Origin of the sequence: Streptomyces sp. NPDC088252 (assembly GCF_044740965.1) — a bacterium.
In the GTDB taxonomy this organism is placed as follows: Bacteria; Actinomycetota; Actinomycetes; order Streptomycetales; family Streptomycetaceae; genus Streptomyces.
This window is the reverse complement of the sequence record NZ_JBIURS010000009.1, coordinates 93,210-108,265: the sequence shown is the minus strand read 5'-3', so window position 1 is coordinate 108,265 and position 15,056 is coordinate 93,210. Positions and strand designations below refer to the sequence as shown.

The 15,056-nt window shown below is 71.8% G+C and carries 9 protein-coding genes and 1 pseudogene; 6 read left to right on the top strand and 4 right to left on the bottom strand.

What is annotated here, in order from left to right:
• Positions 1–67: 67 nt before the first annotated feature.
• The 3 genes from ACIOHC_RS20160 to ACIOHC_RS20150 all read left to right on the top strand — a co-directional run bounded on the left by ACIOHC_RS20160 (position 68) and on the right by ACIOHC_RS20150 (position 6,049).
• Positions 68–1,441, top strand: coding sequence for an SWIM zinc finger family protein (locus ACIOHC_RS20160; protein ID WP_365692162.1), 1,374 nt, complete (start codon positions 68–70; stop codon positions 1,439–1,441).
• Positions 1,438–4,215, top strand: coding sequence for a DUF6493 family protein (locus ACIOHC_RS20155; RefSeq protein ID WP_401843360.1), 2,778 nt, complete (start codon positions 1,438–1,440; stop codon positions 4,213–4,215). The genes ACIOHC_RS20160 and ACIOHC_RS20155 overlap by 4 nt, the downstream gene beginning before the upstream one ends.
• A gap of 394 nt (positions 4,216–4,609) precedes the next feature.
• Positions 4,610–6,049 carry a GNAT family N-acetyltransferase gene (locus ACIOHC_RS20150; protein WP_351077600.1) on the top strand — a complete coding sequence of 480 codons (1,440 nt, stop codon included), beginning with the start codon at positions 4,610–4,612 and terminating at the stop codon, positions 6,047–6,049.
• Positions 6,050–6,146: 97 nt separating this feature from the next.
• Here the strand turns inward: ACIOHC_RS20150 and ACIOHC_RS20145 are convergent, their stop codons facing one another.
• Positions 6,147–7,301: a PLP-dependent transferase gene (locus ACIOHC_RS20145; RefSeq protein ID WP_351077598.1), complete on the bottom strand. Its 1,155-nt coding sequence runs from the start codon at positions 7,299–7,301 to the stop codon at positions 6,147–6,149.
• 59 nt (positions 7,302–7,360) lie between these two features.
• On the opposite strand from ACIOHC_RS20145, the gene ACIOHC_RS20140 reads away from it, so the two are divergent.
• Both ACIOHC_RS20140 and ACIOHC_RS20135 read left to right on the top strand, forming a co-directional pair.
• A complete protein-coding gene (locus tag ACIOHC_RS20140) occupies positions 7,361–7,858 on the top strand; it encodes an Lrp/AsnC family transcriptional regulator (RefSeq protein WP_351077595.1) in 498 nt (165 codons plus the stop codon).
• 48 nt (positions 7,859–7,906) lie between these two features.
• The gene (locus ACIOHC_RS20135; protein ID WP_389636912.1) at positions 7,907–9,592 is read left to right on the top strand and encodes a DUF885 domain-containing protein; all 1,686 of its coding nucleotides are present in this window, start codon (positions 7,907–7,909) and stop codon (positions 9,590–9,592) included.
• A 105-nt stretch (positions 9,593–9,697) separates the two neighbouring features.
• Here ACIOHC_RS20135 and ACIOHC_RS20130 read toward each other — a convergent pair.
• A pseudogene (locus ACIOHC_RS20130) lies at positions 9,698–10,182 on the bottom strand (rhodanese-like domain-containing protein).
• Positions 10,183–10,275: 93 nt separating this feature from the next.
• Here ACIOHC_RS20130 and ACIOHC_RS20125 point away from each other — a divergent pair.
• Positions 10,276–10,722, top strand: a complete 447-nt coding sequence (locus ACIOHC_RS20125) for an Lrp/AsnC family transcriptional regulator (RefSeq protein ID WP_389636913.1) — start codon at positions 10,276–10,278, stop codon at positions 10,720–10,722.
• Here the strand turns inward: ACIOHC_RS20125 and ACIOHC_RS20120 are convergent.
• On the bottom strand, positions 10,712–13,867 hold the full coding sequence (locus ACIOHC_RS20120) for an AAA family ATPase (protein ID WP_401843357.1): 3,156 nt from the start codon (positions 13,865–13,867) through the stop codon (positions 10,712–10,714). The genes ACIOHC_RS20125 and ACIOHC_RS20120 overlap by 11 nt on opposite strands.
• Positions 13,864–15,030: an exonuclease SbcCD subunit D gene (locus ACIOHC_RS20115; protein WP_401843355.1), complete on the bottom strand. Its 1,167-nt coding sequence runs from the start codon at positions 15,028–15,030 to the stop codon at positions 13,864–13,866. Before ACIOHC_RS20115 ends, ACIOHC_RS20120 begins: the two co-directional genes overlap by 4 nt.
• Between the last annotated feature and the right edge of the window lie 26 nt (positions 15,031–15,056).

The following is a 15,056-nucleotide window of genomic DNA, read 5'->3' as shown; positions in this document are numbered from 1 at the left end:
TCACCGGCAATCGGCCCCGCGCAGTGGGCCGGGGCCGATTGTCAGTGGTGGGTTCTACGGTTCTTGCATGACCCGATCCGTTCAGGCCTTGGCCTACTCACGCCCCTCCGCGCTGGCATCCTCGCAGGCCGGGCACCTCCTCGGTCTGGAGACAGCCGGTGGCCTCACGCCTCGGGGCAACGAGACCCGCCCCCGGTTCTTCTCCGGGTTCCTCACCTCACCGAGGATCGCCGCGCGCGGTCTGCTGGCGGTGGCGGACGTGGCATCCACGCGCTACTACCAGCGCACCCTGCCCGCCTCGCTCGACCCGGTGGTGACGGGCAACGGCGACCGGTTGCGCTTCGAGTCCTTCTCCGGCTGCTGCGGCGTGTACGCCCGCCTCGATGTGCTCCAGGGCGGTTTGGACGGCGCGCGGACGGGTCATGGCACGACGAATGTGGACGTCAACAACCCACTCCGGGAGGCACTTTCGCGGATAGCGGGAGACGATCCACTGCATATGCGCGTGGGGCCGGACGAGTTGGCGGTCACGACCACGGACGGTCCGGTCGTGGAGAAGAAGGTGCCCTTGCCCGACCGATGGCTCCGTGGCTTCGCCGAGGCGCAGGTGGTGTCAGCCGGTTTCGATCTGCGGGCCGAACTGCCGGCCGCGGAGGCCGTGCGGTTCCTGCGCACCCTGCCTCGCTCGTCGGGGAATGCCTCGCGGGGCGCTCGGTGGGTCGTTCCCGTCGGCAAGACGTTGCGGCCGACGACCCGACCGGTCGCGGGTGCGGTGTGTCTGCCGGGCCCCGAGCGGTTGGTGGCACTGCAACGAGTGTTGCGTCATGCGACGGCGCTGCGGGTGTACGGGCCCGTGGCCGACGGTGCGGCGACGGCGAGCGCCTGGGAGGCGGTGCTCCCCGGTATGCGGCTCACCCTGACGCTCTCGCCCGATGCCTCGCGGGGGTTCTCCGGCGAGGGCGGGGTGCTCGACGCGTTGGCCACCGACGATGCCGCGGCCGACGCCGAGCTGGTGTCCGTGCTCCTGGCCTGGGAGCCGCGGATCGAACCCGCCGATCTCGCGGAACAGTCGGGCCTGACGATGCAGCGGGTGCGGGCCGCGCTCACCCGGCTGGGGACGGCGGGCCGGGTCGGCTACGACCTCGCCGACGCGACGTACTTCCACCGCGAGCTGCCGTACGACGCCGACCGGGCCGAGCGGCACAATCCGCGGCTGGTGGCGGCCCGGCAGCTGGCCGGCTCGGGCGCCGTCGTACTCGACGGGGACGTGGCGACCGTGACCTCGACGGAACTCCGGTACCAGGTGAGGGAGAAGGACGGGGTGCTGAGCTGCACCTGCCCATGGTGGGTCGACTACCGCGGGCTCAGGGGCCCGTGCAAACACGCGCTTGCCGTCCGGATGGTCCGCCGCGGTGCGCCGGTTGCCGGAGGTGCGCGATGAAGGAGCTGCTCACCGCCGTACGGGAAGGGCGCAAGAAGGACGTACCGGCCCTGCTGGCCCGACTCGACGCAGCCGAACGACGTGCGGCGCTGGCGGAGTTGAAGGCACTCCGCAAGGAGGCGCGGACCTGGCAGTGGCACGAGCAGGAGAGGATCCGGAAGGCTCTGCTGATCGCCGGCGCGGGCTGTCACACGGGCGCTGCGAGCTGCGCGACCTGGATCGGCGGCCGGGACCTGCTGGGCTGGACACGGTCCCCGTACCCTCTGGTCCTCGAAGTCCTGGCGGACCGTGACCCCGCCTGGCTCGGTGACGTCGCACACCGGCTGGCGGCGCGTCCGGCGACGGCGGAGACGACGTACGAACTCATCGACGAACTGGTGAAGGTCGCGCAGTGCCCCGTGCCCACCACGGACGGCTTCGTGCGGGGCTGGGCCGAGACGGTCTCGACCGTACGATGGCGACGACGCGGTACACGAGCCCTCATCGATCGCCTCCGTACCGACCCGCATCTGACTGTTCTCATCCCTCGGCTCTTCGAGCTGACGGAGCTGCCGCCGCAGGTGACCTGGTACGAGCAGCCCGACGACCCATGCCACTGGCCCCAGACGCTGGCCGTCCTGGCGGACGAGGGTCTGCTGGAGCGGCGGGGCCTCGTCGACAGTTGTGTGACCCGGCTGCTGCGCGGCGGAAAGCCCGGCGACCTGCGTTTCTTCCTGACGGTGCTCCGTCGGCTCGCGCTGACCGCGCGGGAGGAGACCGAAAGGATCGCGGACTGGATCGGAATGGCCGCTGACGGGATCTCCACCGTGGCCGGTCATGCCCAGGGAGTGCTCGCCCGGCTGAATGAGCGGGGCGAACTACCTGTACGGACACTGGCGGATGTCTCCGGTTCGGTGCTGTTCCGTTCCGAGAAGAAGCTGGTCCGGGCCCAGCTCGTGCTGATCGGCAAGGTGCTGCGAAGCGATCCGTCGGCGGCCGAGGAACTGCTGCCCGTCGTCGCCGAGGCCTTCGGGCACGAGGACATCGACGTCCAGGAGCGGTCGCTCAAACTCGTAGCACGCCACCTGCCCGCCGTCGCCGATGCGGTGCGCGAAGAAATCGCCCTGTCCGCATCGTTGTTGGGTCCGGCGCACCGCACGGCGGCGGCGGAGGTGTTCGGCGATCTGCTGGACGAACGGTCGGCCGCGGAGCCGTACGAGGAGGTCCTGCCGCCCGTCCCCGCTCCGCAACGTCTCGAACCGGCGCCGACAACGCTGCCCGAGCTCGTCGAGGAGGTGGTGGTCCTCGCGAGATCCGCATCGCAGGAGAGCACCGCGTTCGAGCGGGCGCTGGACGGGTTGGTCCGCCATGCCCGCGCCGACCGGCAGGCACTGGCCGACGCGTTGCGTGAAGCGCTGGCAGGACAGTGGTGGCTCGGCGACGAATCGCAGTCACGGGTGGAGCGGTGGCTCCGTTCGGAGGCGGGAATCGAGCTCGTCGTGGCCGTCCTGCTCGGGCGGGTACCGACACAGGCCGTGCACGACGGGCGTGCCGCGTGGACGGGCACCGGGACCTGTGTCCACGCCGCACTCACGGGAGTGATGAGGGCTCGGCTGTGGGAGGCCGCCGACGCTGTACTGAGCGGCACCGCACCGTTTCTGCTCGCCTTCCCGACGTGGCACACGGGCTCGATCGACCCTGCCGTGCTCGTCGAGCGACTGCACACCTACCAGCGGCTCGGGATCCGGCCCGGGGAAGCCGACTTCGCCCAGGCCCTGCTGCGCGTACGGCGCAGCGGTCAGCACGAGGCCGCAGCGGCTGCGGCCCTCCTGGGCACCTCGGAGGGTGACCGGCTGGCCGCCTGGCTGCGGAGCGACGAGCCGCTCGCGCGGGTGTTCCGCTTCGATCTGGACAAGGGCAGTACCTCGACACGAGGCTGGCCGCTGCGGGAACCGACCGACTGGACGCGGCGCGTCCTGGTGGCGAGCGAGGAACACCCTGTCATCCAGCAGGAGTTCCCCCTTTCCTTCCACTGGCTCGGCCATCCGCATTCACCGGACCACCGCCTCTGCCACCACTGGGGCGACCGCTCGGGTACATGGCTCGCCACGCTGCCCGAGGACGGCGAAACGCTGGCAGCGTGGCTGCTGCCGACCACTGCGACCTGTGCGACGGACGAATTGCGCGGCACCGCCGAACCGTTGCCCGGACTGGTCGAACTCGGCGGGTCGGCCGCCCCCGAGGCCATCCATCTGTCCGTGGCATACGGGCTGGGGGCCCGTCATCCGGAGGACCGGTTGTCGGCGGTGGACGCCCTGCTGATGCTCGCGGCCCAGGACCGGCTGGACGCGGCATCAGTCGGCCAGAACCTGGCGATCCTCCTCGACCACAGACTGGTGAAGCCCAACCGGCTCGCGGACTCCGCCCGTACCGCGGCGGTCACCGGGGCATACCGGATGGTGCTCTCCGTACTGGCCCCCGTCCTGCCGGGGCTGCTCGCTCAGGAGAAGGCGCCTCGCGGACTGAGCGACCTGCTCTCCGTCGCCGCCGAGTGCGTGGAGCACTGTGGTCAGGTGAACTCGGAGCCGATACCCGGCCTCACCGAAGTGGTGGCGCGTGGCGGATCCTCGCAGCTGGTGCGACAAGCGATGCGCCTGAAGACGGCCTGGGAGCAGGCAGCCGAACCGACAGGCTCCGGACCGATGGCCTCCGCGCCGACGGGGTCGGGAACGCCGGACTCCGGACCGACAGGGACCGCCGCGATCGATGTGACCGGCGAGGACATCGTGGCGTAACCCGCAGGGGCATGTCCGGGGCCGATGAGTGACGCCCGTATGGGACAGGGTCGGACCGGCGCGGACCGGACCGGGTCGGACCAGCGCCGTCCCGACCGATGGTTGTCGTCCGGGCGCGCTGCTCCTCGCAGCGCGCCCAACGGACGGCAGCTGCCCCACTCCGACCCTGGGATACGCGGGCCTCGCTCACCGCCCCGGGCCCGGGAGGAAGCCGCCATACCCCACCTCACAGCCCGGCCCCGGCCCAGGGCAGCAGGACCTGCCTTACCGGCCGATCCAGAATCGATCAAGACAATAATCCGCCAAAACCGGCAATAGAGGTCCAGATCCACACTTAACCCATCAGTCACAGAGCGTTCGCGGCCAGGCAACACCGCTGGGTCACAGTGATGGCATGACTGATGTGACATCCGCCAAGTCCGCCCGCCGCTCCCACCACTGGCGGCGGGACGTGACCGAACTCGCCGCGCTGTTCACCGCGGTCGCGGTGGCCGACGCGATCGCCAACCTGATCGGGCACCAGCCGGGCGGACCGTACCTCCTGATCGCCTCGGCCGTGGCCCTGGCCGTGACAGCCGCTTTCCACACCTGGTGGGCGCGGCGGCACAGCCACGCTCCGCCTCCGACCACCAGCGACCCCACCACGGACATCGCCGGCCCGGCCCCGTCCCAGCACATCGACCCCGCCGCGGGCAGGCTTACGACCCCACCCACCGCCGCCGGCCCGGCCCGGTCCCCCGAGGACACGGTGCTGTGGCGGATGCGTACCACCGTGCGGGACGCCCCGGGCAGTCTGGCCGCGCTGTGCACAGCGCTGGCCCGGCACCGGGTCGACATCCTCACCCTGCAGACGCACCCACTGGCGCAGGGCACGGTCGACGAGTTTCTGCTGCGTGCCCCTGCCCCGCTGCAGGCCCAGCAGCTGCGTCGGGCGATCTCCGCCGCGGGGGGTGGCTCGACGTGGATCGAGCGGGCCGACGCGCACGACCTGGTGGACGCCCCCACCCGTATCCTGAGCCTCGCCACGCGCACAGCCCTGGACGCGGCCGAACTCCCCCTCGCCCTGCGTCAGCTGCTGGGCCGCTGCACCATCCACTCGCTGCCCGCCGTCTCGGTCACAGGCCGCTCCACCGGTGAGACGGCACCCGTCGAGGGCATGCTGGAGGAGACGGTGATGCGGCTGCGCGACCCGTCCGGAGGCACCATCACCGTCGAGCGGCCCTACCTTCCGTTCACCCCGACCGAATTCGCCCGGGCCCGCGCCCTGGTGGAGCTGGACGCCCGGCTCGGTCCCCGCGTGCCACGCGGCGAGCACGTGCTGACCCTCCCCGAGGGCGAAGAGATCACCGTGCGCCGGGCGGATCGCGGCGATCTCGCAGCAGCGCGGGCCATGCACGACCGCTGCTCCGAGCAGACGCTGCGGATGCGCTATCACGGCCCCGTCCACGACGCGGACCGCTACCTCGACCACCTGCTGAGTCCCCGTTTCGGCCGCACCCTGGGCGTGAAGACCGGCTCCGGCCGGCTGGTCGCCCTCGGCCACCTCCTCTGGGACGGCGACGAGACCGAGGTCGCTCTCCTCGTGGAGGACGAGTGGCAGCGCCGCGGGATCGGCTCCGAGCTCCTCGGCCGTCTGGTGACGCTCGCCATCGAGGCGGGCTGCGAGAGCGTGTATGCCGTCACCCAGGCGTCCAACACCGGCATGGTCGCGGCCATGCGTGCGCTGTCCCTGCCGCTGGACTACCAGATCGAGGAGGGCACGCTGGTCGTCACCGCCCGCCTGGACGCGACTCCGATCCGTTCGCTGCCACCGTACGAACAGGCCGGTCGCTGACCCCCCGACGCGGGAATTCCGCTCCGGCGGCTCCGACCCCGGGGCCACGAACCCCGGGGCCCCACGACCTGCCCCTCCCTCGACGCCGCTCCTGCCGTCAGCTCAGCGCCTGGCACAGGTCGGCCCACAGGTCCTCGACGTCCTCCAGACCCACCGACATGCGCAGCAGCCGGTCCCCGACCCCGGATGCCTGCCGGTCCCCCTCGTCCACAATGCGGTGGCTGATGGAGGCCGGATGCTGGATCAGGGTGTCGACACTTCCGAGGCTGACCGCGGGCGTGATGAGCCGTACGGCCGAGATCACCCGGTGCGGATCCCCGTACGTCTCGAACGAGACCATCGCGCCGCCCAGCTTCGGATAGTGCACCCGGGCGATGCGCGGATCGGCCGTCAGTCTGCGCGACAGTTCGGCGGCGCTCGCGGAAGCGGCCCGCACCCGTACCGGAAGTGTGGCGAGGCCGCGCAGCAGCAGATACCCCGCCATCGGGTGCAGCACCCCGCCGGTGGCGAAGCGCACCTGCCGCAGCCCGGCCGCGAACTGCTCGTCACAGGCGACGACGCCGCCCATCACATCGCCGTGCCCGCCGAGGTACTTGGTGGCGCTGTGCAGCACGATCCGTGCGCCGTGCTCGACAGGGCGCTGGAGTACGGGCGTGGCGAAGGTGTTGTCGACGAGCAGCGGCACGGAGCCGCAGGAGTGCGCGACGGCACGGATGTCGGCCTCGGCGAGTGTCGGATTGGCGGGCGTCTCCACCATGACCAGCCCGGTGTCCGGACGGATTGCCTCCGCGATGCCCGCCGGGTCGGTCCAGGTCACTTCGGTGCCCAGCAGACCGGTGCCTAGAAGGTGATCACTGCAGCCGTAGAGCGGACGGACGGCCACCACGTGGCGCAGTCCCATGCTCGCCCGGACCAGCAGGACGGCGGTGAGTGCCGCCATTCCGCTGGCGAACGACACGGCGCTCTCGGTCCCTTCGAGCCGCGCGAGCGCGGTCTCGAAACGGGCGGTCGTCGGATTGTCCAGCCGCGCGTAGACGGGCGGGCCTTCGAGGCTGGCGCCGGTGGCGGCGAAGGTGTCGATCCGCTCGGCCTCGCCCCTGGAGTCGTAGGAGGGGTACGTGGTGGACAGGTCGATCGGCGGGGCGTGCAGGCCGAGCGCCGCGAGATCGTCGCGGCCCGCGTGCACGGCTTCGGTGGCCAGCGCCCTGGACCGGGATGTCGTCCGGGGCGCCGTCGAGGCTTCAGTGTCCATGACACAACTCTGAACAAACACCGGGACTGTGTGCACATGTCCCGTGCTACGTTCGACAGATGGCCGATTCCGTCGCTCTCGACCCGGTGGACCTGCACATTCTGCGGCTGCTGCAGAACGATGCCCGGACCAGTTATCGCGAACTGGCCGCCGAGGTCGGTGTCGCGCCGTCGACGTGCCTGGACCGGGTGGCCAGGCTGCGCCGCTCCGGCGTCATTCTCGGCCAACAACTGCGTCTGGACCCGGCGCGGCTCGGCCGCGGTCTGGAGGCGCTGCTCTCCGTACAGGTCCGTCCGCACCGCAGAGAGCTCATCGGTCCGTTCGTCGAGCGCATCAGGTCGCTGCCCGAGTCCCGCGCGCTCTTCCATCTCACCGGGCCGGACGACTACCTGGTCCATGTCGCGGTCACCGACACCGCGGATCTGCAGCGACTGGTGCTGGACGAATTCACCTCACGCCGCGAAGTGGCCCGGGTCGAGACCCGCCTGATATTCCAGCAGTGGGAGTGCGGGCCGCTGCTGCCCCCGACCGTCGGACCGGCCGGGACAGGCCCCTGAGCCAGGATGATGGTGACGCGGAGGCCTCCGCCGTACGAGGATGTCCGCATGTCAGACATTCCCAGCAGCGCGCTGCCCCGCCAAGTCGCCGACGCCTACGTCGACGCGTTCATCGAACTCGACCCGATCGCCGGCACCTATCTCGGTGTCACGGAGAGCTCGCGCCGCCTTCCCGACTTCTCCCCCTCCGGGCAGGACGCGGTGGCCGAACTCGCCCGCACCACCCTGGCGAAGCTCGACGCCGCCGAGCGGCTGCCCGGCGCGGACAGCGATGCCGAGCGCCGCTGCGGACGCCTCCTGCGCGAGCGCCTCACGGCGGAACTCGCCGTCCACGAGGCCGACGAGGGGCTGCGCGCGGTCTCCAACATCTCCTCCCCGGCACACAGCGTCCGCGAGGTGTTCACGGTGACGCCCACCGAGACCGACGAGGACTGGGCGGCGGTCGTGGACCGGCTGCGCGCCGTTCCGGCCGCGCTGGAGGGCTACCGCGAGTCGCTCGCGCTCGGTCTGGAACGCCGGCTGTACGGCGGGCCCCGGGCCACCGCCACCTTCATCGACCAGCTCGACGAGTGGGCCGCCACGGACGGAACGGGCTTCTTCCGGGAATTCGCGTCCGCCGGCCCTGCCGCTCGGCGTGACGATCTGGACGACGCCGCCCGTCGGGCATCCGAGTCCGTCGCGGCGCTGCGCGACTGGATGCGCGAGGTGTACGCCCCCGCGGTCGAGGGCGCTCCGGACACGGTGGGCCGTGAGCGGTACGCGCGCTGGTCGCGCTACTTCAACGGCACCGACCTGGATCTCGACGAGGCATACGCGTACGGCTGGTCCGAGTACCACCGGCTGCTCGCCGAAATGAGGACCGAGGCCGAGAAGGTTCTGCCCGGCGCCGGCCCCTGGGAGGCACTGGCCCATCTCGATGTGCACGGCAAGCACATCGAGGGGGTCGACGAGGTCCAGGTCTGGCTGCAGAGTCTGATGGACGAGGCGATCGAGGCGCTCGACGGAACGCACTTCGAACTCGCCGAAAGGGTACGGAAGGTGGAGTCCCGCATCGCCCCGCCGGGCGGCGCCGCGGCCCCCTACTACACGGGGCCGTCCGAGGACTTCTCGCGTCCCGGCCGCACCTGGCTGCCCACCATGGGAGAGACCCGCTTCCCGGTGTACGACCTGGTCTCCACCTGGTACCACGAGGGCGTGCCGGGCCACCACCTGCAGATCGCCCAGTGGACTCATGTCGCGGACAGCCTCTCCCGCTACCAGGCGTCGATCGGCGGTGTCAGCGCCAACCTGGAAGGCTGGGCGCTGTATGCGGAGCGGCTCATGGACGAGCTGGGCTTCCTGCCGGACGCCGAGCGCCGGCTCGGCTATCTGGACGCACAGATGATGCGGGCCTGCCGGGTGATCGTGGACATCGGCATGCACACCGGGATGGAGATCCCCGAGGACTCCCCCTTCCACCCCGGTGAGCGGTGGACCCCGGACCTCGCCCAGGAGTTCTTCGGCAACCACAGCGGCCGTCCGGCCGACTTCGTGGAGAGCGAGCTCACCCGCTATCTCTCGATGCCGGGGCAGGCCATCGGCTACAAGCTGGGCGAACGCGCCTGGCTCCTCGGGCGGGAGAACGCCCGCAAGGCACACGGTGACGCGTTCGACGCCAAGGCCTGGCACATGGCCGCGCTGTCGCAGGGGCCGCTCGGGCTCGACGACCTCGTGGACGAACTGTCCAGGCTCTGACCGCCGCTCCTGCCGCCTCCCCGCCCCTCCCGCACTCGCGTCCGCCCGCCACGGAACGCCCGGACGGGAGCGGGCGGGGAGGGGGCACTCTCCCGGCCCGGCCGGTCAGCAGCCACAGTCACCGGAGTCGACCGGCGCGGTGAGCGGGTCGGCGTCACGCCGCTCATGTCCGTCCCAGGTCTCGAACTCGAAGCCCTCCCGAACCCAGTACTCGAAGCCGCCGAGCACCTCCTTGACCTGGTAGCCGAGTTCGGCGAGCGCGAGTGCGGCACGCGCCGCGCCGTTGCAACCGGGGCCCCAGCAGTAGGTGACCACGGGCACGGCCGGGTCGAGAAGGTTCCGGGCCTGTTCGGGGACGAGGGCGGTCGGCAGATGGACGGCGCCGGGTACGTGCCCCTGGTCCCAGGAGGCGGTGGAGCGCGAGTCGAGGAGTACGAAGCCGGGGTCGCCGTCGGCCGAGAGCGCGGCCTCGACGTCGGAGACATCGGCGTGAAAGGCGAGCGAGGCACCGAAGCGGGCGGCCGCCGCGGCCGGGAGGCCGGCGGGACACGGAGGACAGGGTTGGCCGCGGTGGTGGGCTGCGTTGTCATGCTCAGAAATCTATGGTCGGCGCCCCTTCCCCGGAAGATGAGATCCCCGGCACAACTCTTGATCCTCCGATGATTTCCCTGTTGTCTTCAGGCGTGACCGACTATTCCCCGGACTCGACGGACTGGCGCATCCTCGATGTCCTGCAGCGCGCGGGCCGTGCGACATTCGCCGAGCTGGCGCGGGAGGTGGCGATGTCCCCGAGCGCCGTCACCGAGCGGGTGCGCAGACTGGAGGAGGCCGGGGTGATCAGCGGCTACACCGCGGTGGTCGACCCGGAACGACTGGGGCTGGCGATTCTCCCGCTCGTACGGCTGCGCTACCCGAACGGCAATTACAAGCCGTTCCACGATCTGCTCGATACGACTCCGGAGATCGTGGAGGCCCACCACGTCACCGGTGACGACTGCTTCGTGCTGAAGGTCACCGCCCGCTCGATGCGTCATCTGGAGGAGGTCTCGGGGAGGATCGGCGCGCTCGGCTCCGTGACCACGAGCGTCGTCTGTTCCTCCCCGCTCCCCCGGCGTGCCATCAGCCGCTGACCGCCCCCGGTGTGTGGTGCCGTACCGCCGATCCGTGCCGCTCCTTCACCACTTCGAGCTGAGCGGGGATGCGGCGGCGCAGATCCGCGACATGGCTGACGATGCCGACGCTGCGGTCCCGCTCGCGCAGCGAGTCCAGTACGTCGAGGACCTCGTCGAGGGTCTGGTCGTCCAGGCTGCCGAAGCCCTCGTCGATGAACAGGGTGTCCAGCCGTACGCCGCCCGCCTCGTCGGTGACGACATCGGCGAGGCCGAGCGCGAGGGCGAGCGAGGCGAAGAAGGTCTCGCCGCCCGAGAGCGTCGCCGTGTCGCGCTCGCGTCCTGTCCAGGCGTCGACGACATGCAGGCCGAGGCCCGATCTGCGGCCGCCGGTGCGGGCGTCGGAGTGGACCAGCGTGTAGCGGCCGGACGACATCCGTTGCAGCCGTGCGGTGGCGGCTGCGGCGACCTGTTCGAGCCGGGCCGCGAGCACGTACGACTCCAGCCGCATCTTGCGTCCGTTGTCCGCGGACGTACCTGCGGTGAGCCCGGCCAGCCGTGCGACCCGGTCGTACTCCTCGCGCAGCGGGCCGAGTCCGCGCACCTCGTCCGCGGCGACGCGCGACAGTCTGCCGAGCTCGGCGCAGCGCTCGCGTGCGGCGGCCAGCGCCGCCGAGGCGTCCCGCAGCAGCCGCTCGGCCGTGTCGTAGGCGGCCGCGGCGACATCCACCGCGGCCGGGGGGCTCTGCGCGGCGGTACGGGTCGCGGTCTCGGCGAGCCGGTCGGCCACGGCGGCCGACTCGGACTGCCAGGCGTCGACCAGACGCTGGAGTTCGCGCTGCTCGGTATCGGTGAGGAGGCTCGCGGCGGCGGCCTGCGGGGTGGCGAACCCGGCCCGGAACGCGGCGTCCGCGAGCCGGCCGTCCGCCTCCTTGCGGCGCAGGGCGGCCGTCTCCTCCTCGCGTACCGCCTCGGCGGCCTCGGCCAGCAGAGCGACCCGGCGCTCCAGCAGGGCGGCATGTTCGGCGACGCTGCCGAAGTCACCTCGGGCGTTCACCAATTCCGCCTCCAGTGAAGCCTGTTCACGGTCCAGGCCTTCGCGCAGAGAGATGCGGGCCGCGGCCCGGCGCTCGGCCGACCGCAGACCCTCAAGACGCTCGGACTGTTCCCGTTCGGCGACCGCGAGGGCCTCACGCGCCGCGTGCATACCGGCGGCCTTCCGGTGCGCCTGGGCATGACGAAGCGTCAGGTCATCGACCAGGGTGCCGAGCTCGACGACCGTGGGGTCGGTGGCGTGATCGGTGGCGGAAGTCGGAGGGGACTGCTCGCCACGGGCCGCACCGTCGTCGACCGCCCCGGACGCCACAGAACCGGCAGCAGCGATCCGGGCGGGCTCTGCGGCGTCGGCGCCGTCCCTGGGCTTCGGCACCACGGACTGTGCGGCGGCGCGGGCCGCGATGTGCTTCTCGCGTACGACCCCCAGCTCCCGGTCCGCCTCCGTGCGCGCCTCCTCGGCCCACCGGTAGGCGTTCAGGGCCCTTTCCTCGGTCGCCCGGTCGACATGGCCGTCGGCCGCGCGTGCGGGCCTGGGGTGGTCGGCCGAGCCGCAGACCTTGCAGTCCTCGCCGTCGACCAGCTCGGCGGCCAGCTCCGCGGCGATGTCGCGCAGTCGTCGTTCGCGCAGCTCCAGCCACGACTCGTGGGCGCCTGCGGCCCGCTCACGGGCCACGGCCAGCCGCTCGGCGGCGGCCGACGCCTCGACGGCGAGCGCGTCTCGGCGGCGAGCGGCATCCAGTCGTGCGCGGGCCGGCTCCAGGCGGCCGGCGAGGTGTTCGGCGCGGGTCGCCGCCTCCTGGGCCTCCTCGATGCGTGCTCGCAGGCCGTGCCGGACGGATTCCCAGTCGGCCAGCCAGCCCTTCGCCTCGTGGATCAGTTCGTCGTCCGCGCGGGCCTGGCGCTCCAGTCCGGCCCGCTCGGCCTCGATCTCCGCGCAGCGCCGCTCGGCGCGCTGTGCGGCGTCGAGCCCGCCGAGCTCCTGCCTGAGCTTTCGCTCCAGCTCCGCCAGGTGTTCGGCACCGGCGTCGGCCAGGGTGTCGGGCAGCAGCGCACGGGCGCGGTCACGGGCTTCGCGGACCGTGCGGTAGCCGCGCTCGGCCTCGTCGCGCAGCTCCAGTGCGGGGGCCACGAGGTCGGCGGCGCGGGCCTGCGCGAGCCGTTCCCGGTGCCGGTCGTGGTCGGGGCGGTCTGCTTCGAGTGCGGTGGCGCGGCGCTGCGTCTCCTCGTACCGCCGCTGGAGTCCGGCGAGTTCGCGTTCGGCGTCGAGGGTCAGTCGGGCGGCCGTCCGCCGGTCGTCGGCCGTGGTCAGCACGGACGCGGCGATGTCGAGCCGTTCGAGGGCGGCGCTACGGGCTGCGGCGGCCCACGCCAGCACGCCGTCGGCGAGCCCCGGCTCGCCGGGCTGGATGTCGGGCAGCGGCGATTCACGGGCGGCCGGACCGCCGGCCTGGGCGATCCGCTGGGCGACCGCGAGGACGCGTTCGTCACCGGTCCGCACCTGCGCCTCGGCGGTGCGGCGCAGTTCGGCCAGGCGTTCCTCGACGGCGGCGAAACGGCGGGTGTCGAAGAGCCTGCCGAGCAGTTTGCCGCGCGCCTCGGCATCGGCACGCAGAAAGCGCGCGAAGTCGCCCTGCGGCAGCAGGACCACCTGGCAGAACTGGTCCCGGCTCATGCCGATGAGCTGGGTGATCTCCTCGCCGATCTCCTGGTGCGAGCGGCTCAGCGGCTGCCAGCCGTCGTCGGGATCGTATGCACGCAGCCAGCTCTGGGCCTTCTCCGTCGTGAAGCCGCTGCCCTTCTTCTTGGGGCGGGGCTGTGCGGGGCGCCGGGTGACTTCGAGGCGTCGGCCGCCGACGGTCAGTTCCAGCTTGACCTCGGTGGGGAGGTCCGCGGGGGCGTGGTCGCTGCGCAGCGAGGTGCCGGGGCTCTGGCGGGCGCCGGGCACAGCGCCGTAGAGGCCGTAGCAGACGGCGTCCAGGACCGAGGTCTTACCGGCTCCGGTCGGCCCGTGCAGCAGAAAGATCCCGGCCGAGGAGAGGGCGTCGAAGTCGATGTCCTGGGTGACACCGAACGGTCCGAAGGCGGTGAGGGTGAGCCGGTGGAGTCTCAACGGTTCACCTCGCGCACGCCGTCGTCCACCCGTACGTGGTCGAGTGCGCCGCGCAGTACCGTGCGCTCCTGCTCGTCCGCTGCGGACCCGCCGCGCACATGCGCCACGAAGTCCTCCGCGATCTGCTGGTCGTCGCGCCCCTTGAGACGCTGTGCGTACGAGGCGAGCGGGTCGTCGGGGGCCCGGTCGGGTTCGAAGACGAGGCTGAGTGTGTGCGGGAACCGCTCGACGAGGCGGGCCATCGGCTCGACCGGACGCACCGGGTCGGTGAGGGTGGCCTCCACCCAGGACTCCCGGTGCCGTTCCAGCGTGGGGTCGTCGACGAGGGTGTCGAGGCGGCCGCGGAGCCTGGCGAGCGGACGGGGCACCGGACAGTCGATGCGCTCGGCGGCGATCGTGCCCGAGGCGTCGAGGTCGATCAGCCACATTGTCTTGCGGTGGGCGACCTCGGAGAAGGAGTACGCGAGCGGCGAGCCCGAGTAGCGGACCCGGTCGGTGACCGTCTGACAGCCGTGCAGGTGCCCGAGCGCGACATAGTCGACGCCGTCGAAGACTCCGGCGGGCACGGCGGCCACCCCGCCGACGGTGATGTCGCGTTCACTGTCACTGGGCTCGCCGCCCGCGACGAAGGCGTGGGCGAGCACCACGGACCTGGTGGCTCCGGGGCGGCTCGCGAGGTCGGCGCGGACCCGGTCCATGGCCGCGGTCAGCACCGCCTCGTGCCCGGCGCGCTCCGCCTTGAAGACATCCTTCACCAGGGCCGGTTCCAGGTACGGCAGCCCGTAGAACGCCACATCGCCGTGTGCGTCGCTCAGGACGACAGGGGTGGCGCAGTGGGCGGGATCGGTACGCAGATGGATTCCGGCCCTCCCGATCAGTCCTGCGCCGACGCCCAGCCTGCGTGCCGAGTCGTGGTTCCCGGAGATCATCACGGTGGGCACACCGGCGGCGGCGAGCCGGTGCAGCGCGTCGTCGAAGAGCTCGACCGCGGACAGGGGAGGAACGGCCCTGTCGTACACATCACCCGCGACGAGGACCGCGTCCACGTCGTGGTCGCGCACCGTCGCCACGAGGTGGTCCAGGTAGGCGGCCTGGGCTTCGAGCAGGGAGACCCGGTGGAACGACCGCCCCAGGTGCCAGTCCGACGTGTGCAGAATCCTCAAGAGCCGGCTCCGACCTGCATTGTTCT

Bases quoted from the DNA above. Each gene is read 5' to 3' on its own strand.
- ACIOHC_RS20155 (WP_401843360.1), top strand. From the start codon at position 1,438: ATGAAGGAGCTGCTCACCGCCGTACGGGAAGGGCGCAAGAAGGACGTA.
- ACIOHC_RS20160 (WP_365692162.1), top strand. From the start codon at position 68: ATGACCCGATCCGTTCAGGCCTTGGCCTACTCACGCCCCTCCGCGCTG.
- ACIOHC_RS20145 (WP_351077598.1), bottom strand. From the start codon at position 7,301: ATGGACACTGAAGCCTCGACGGCGCCCCGGACGACATCCCGGTCCAGG.
- ACIOHC_RS20135 (WP_389636912.1), top strand. From the start codon at position 7,907: ATGTCAGACATTCCCAGCAGCGCGCTGCCCCGCCAAGTCGCCGACGCC.
- ACIOHC_RS20140 (WP_351077595.1), top strand. From the start codon at position 7,361: ATGGCCGATTCCGTCGCTCTCGACCCGGTGGACCTGCACATTCTGCGG.
- ACIOHC_RS20150 (WP_351077600.1), top strand. From the start codon at position 4,610: ATGACTGATGTGACATCCGCCAAGTCCGCCCGCCGCTCCCACCACTGG.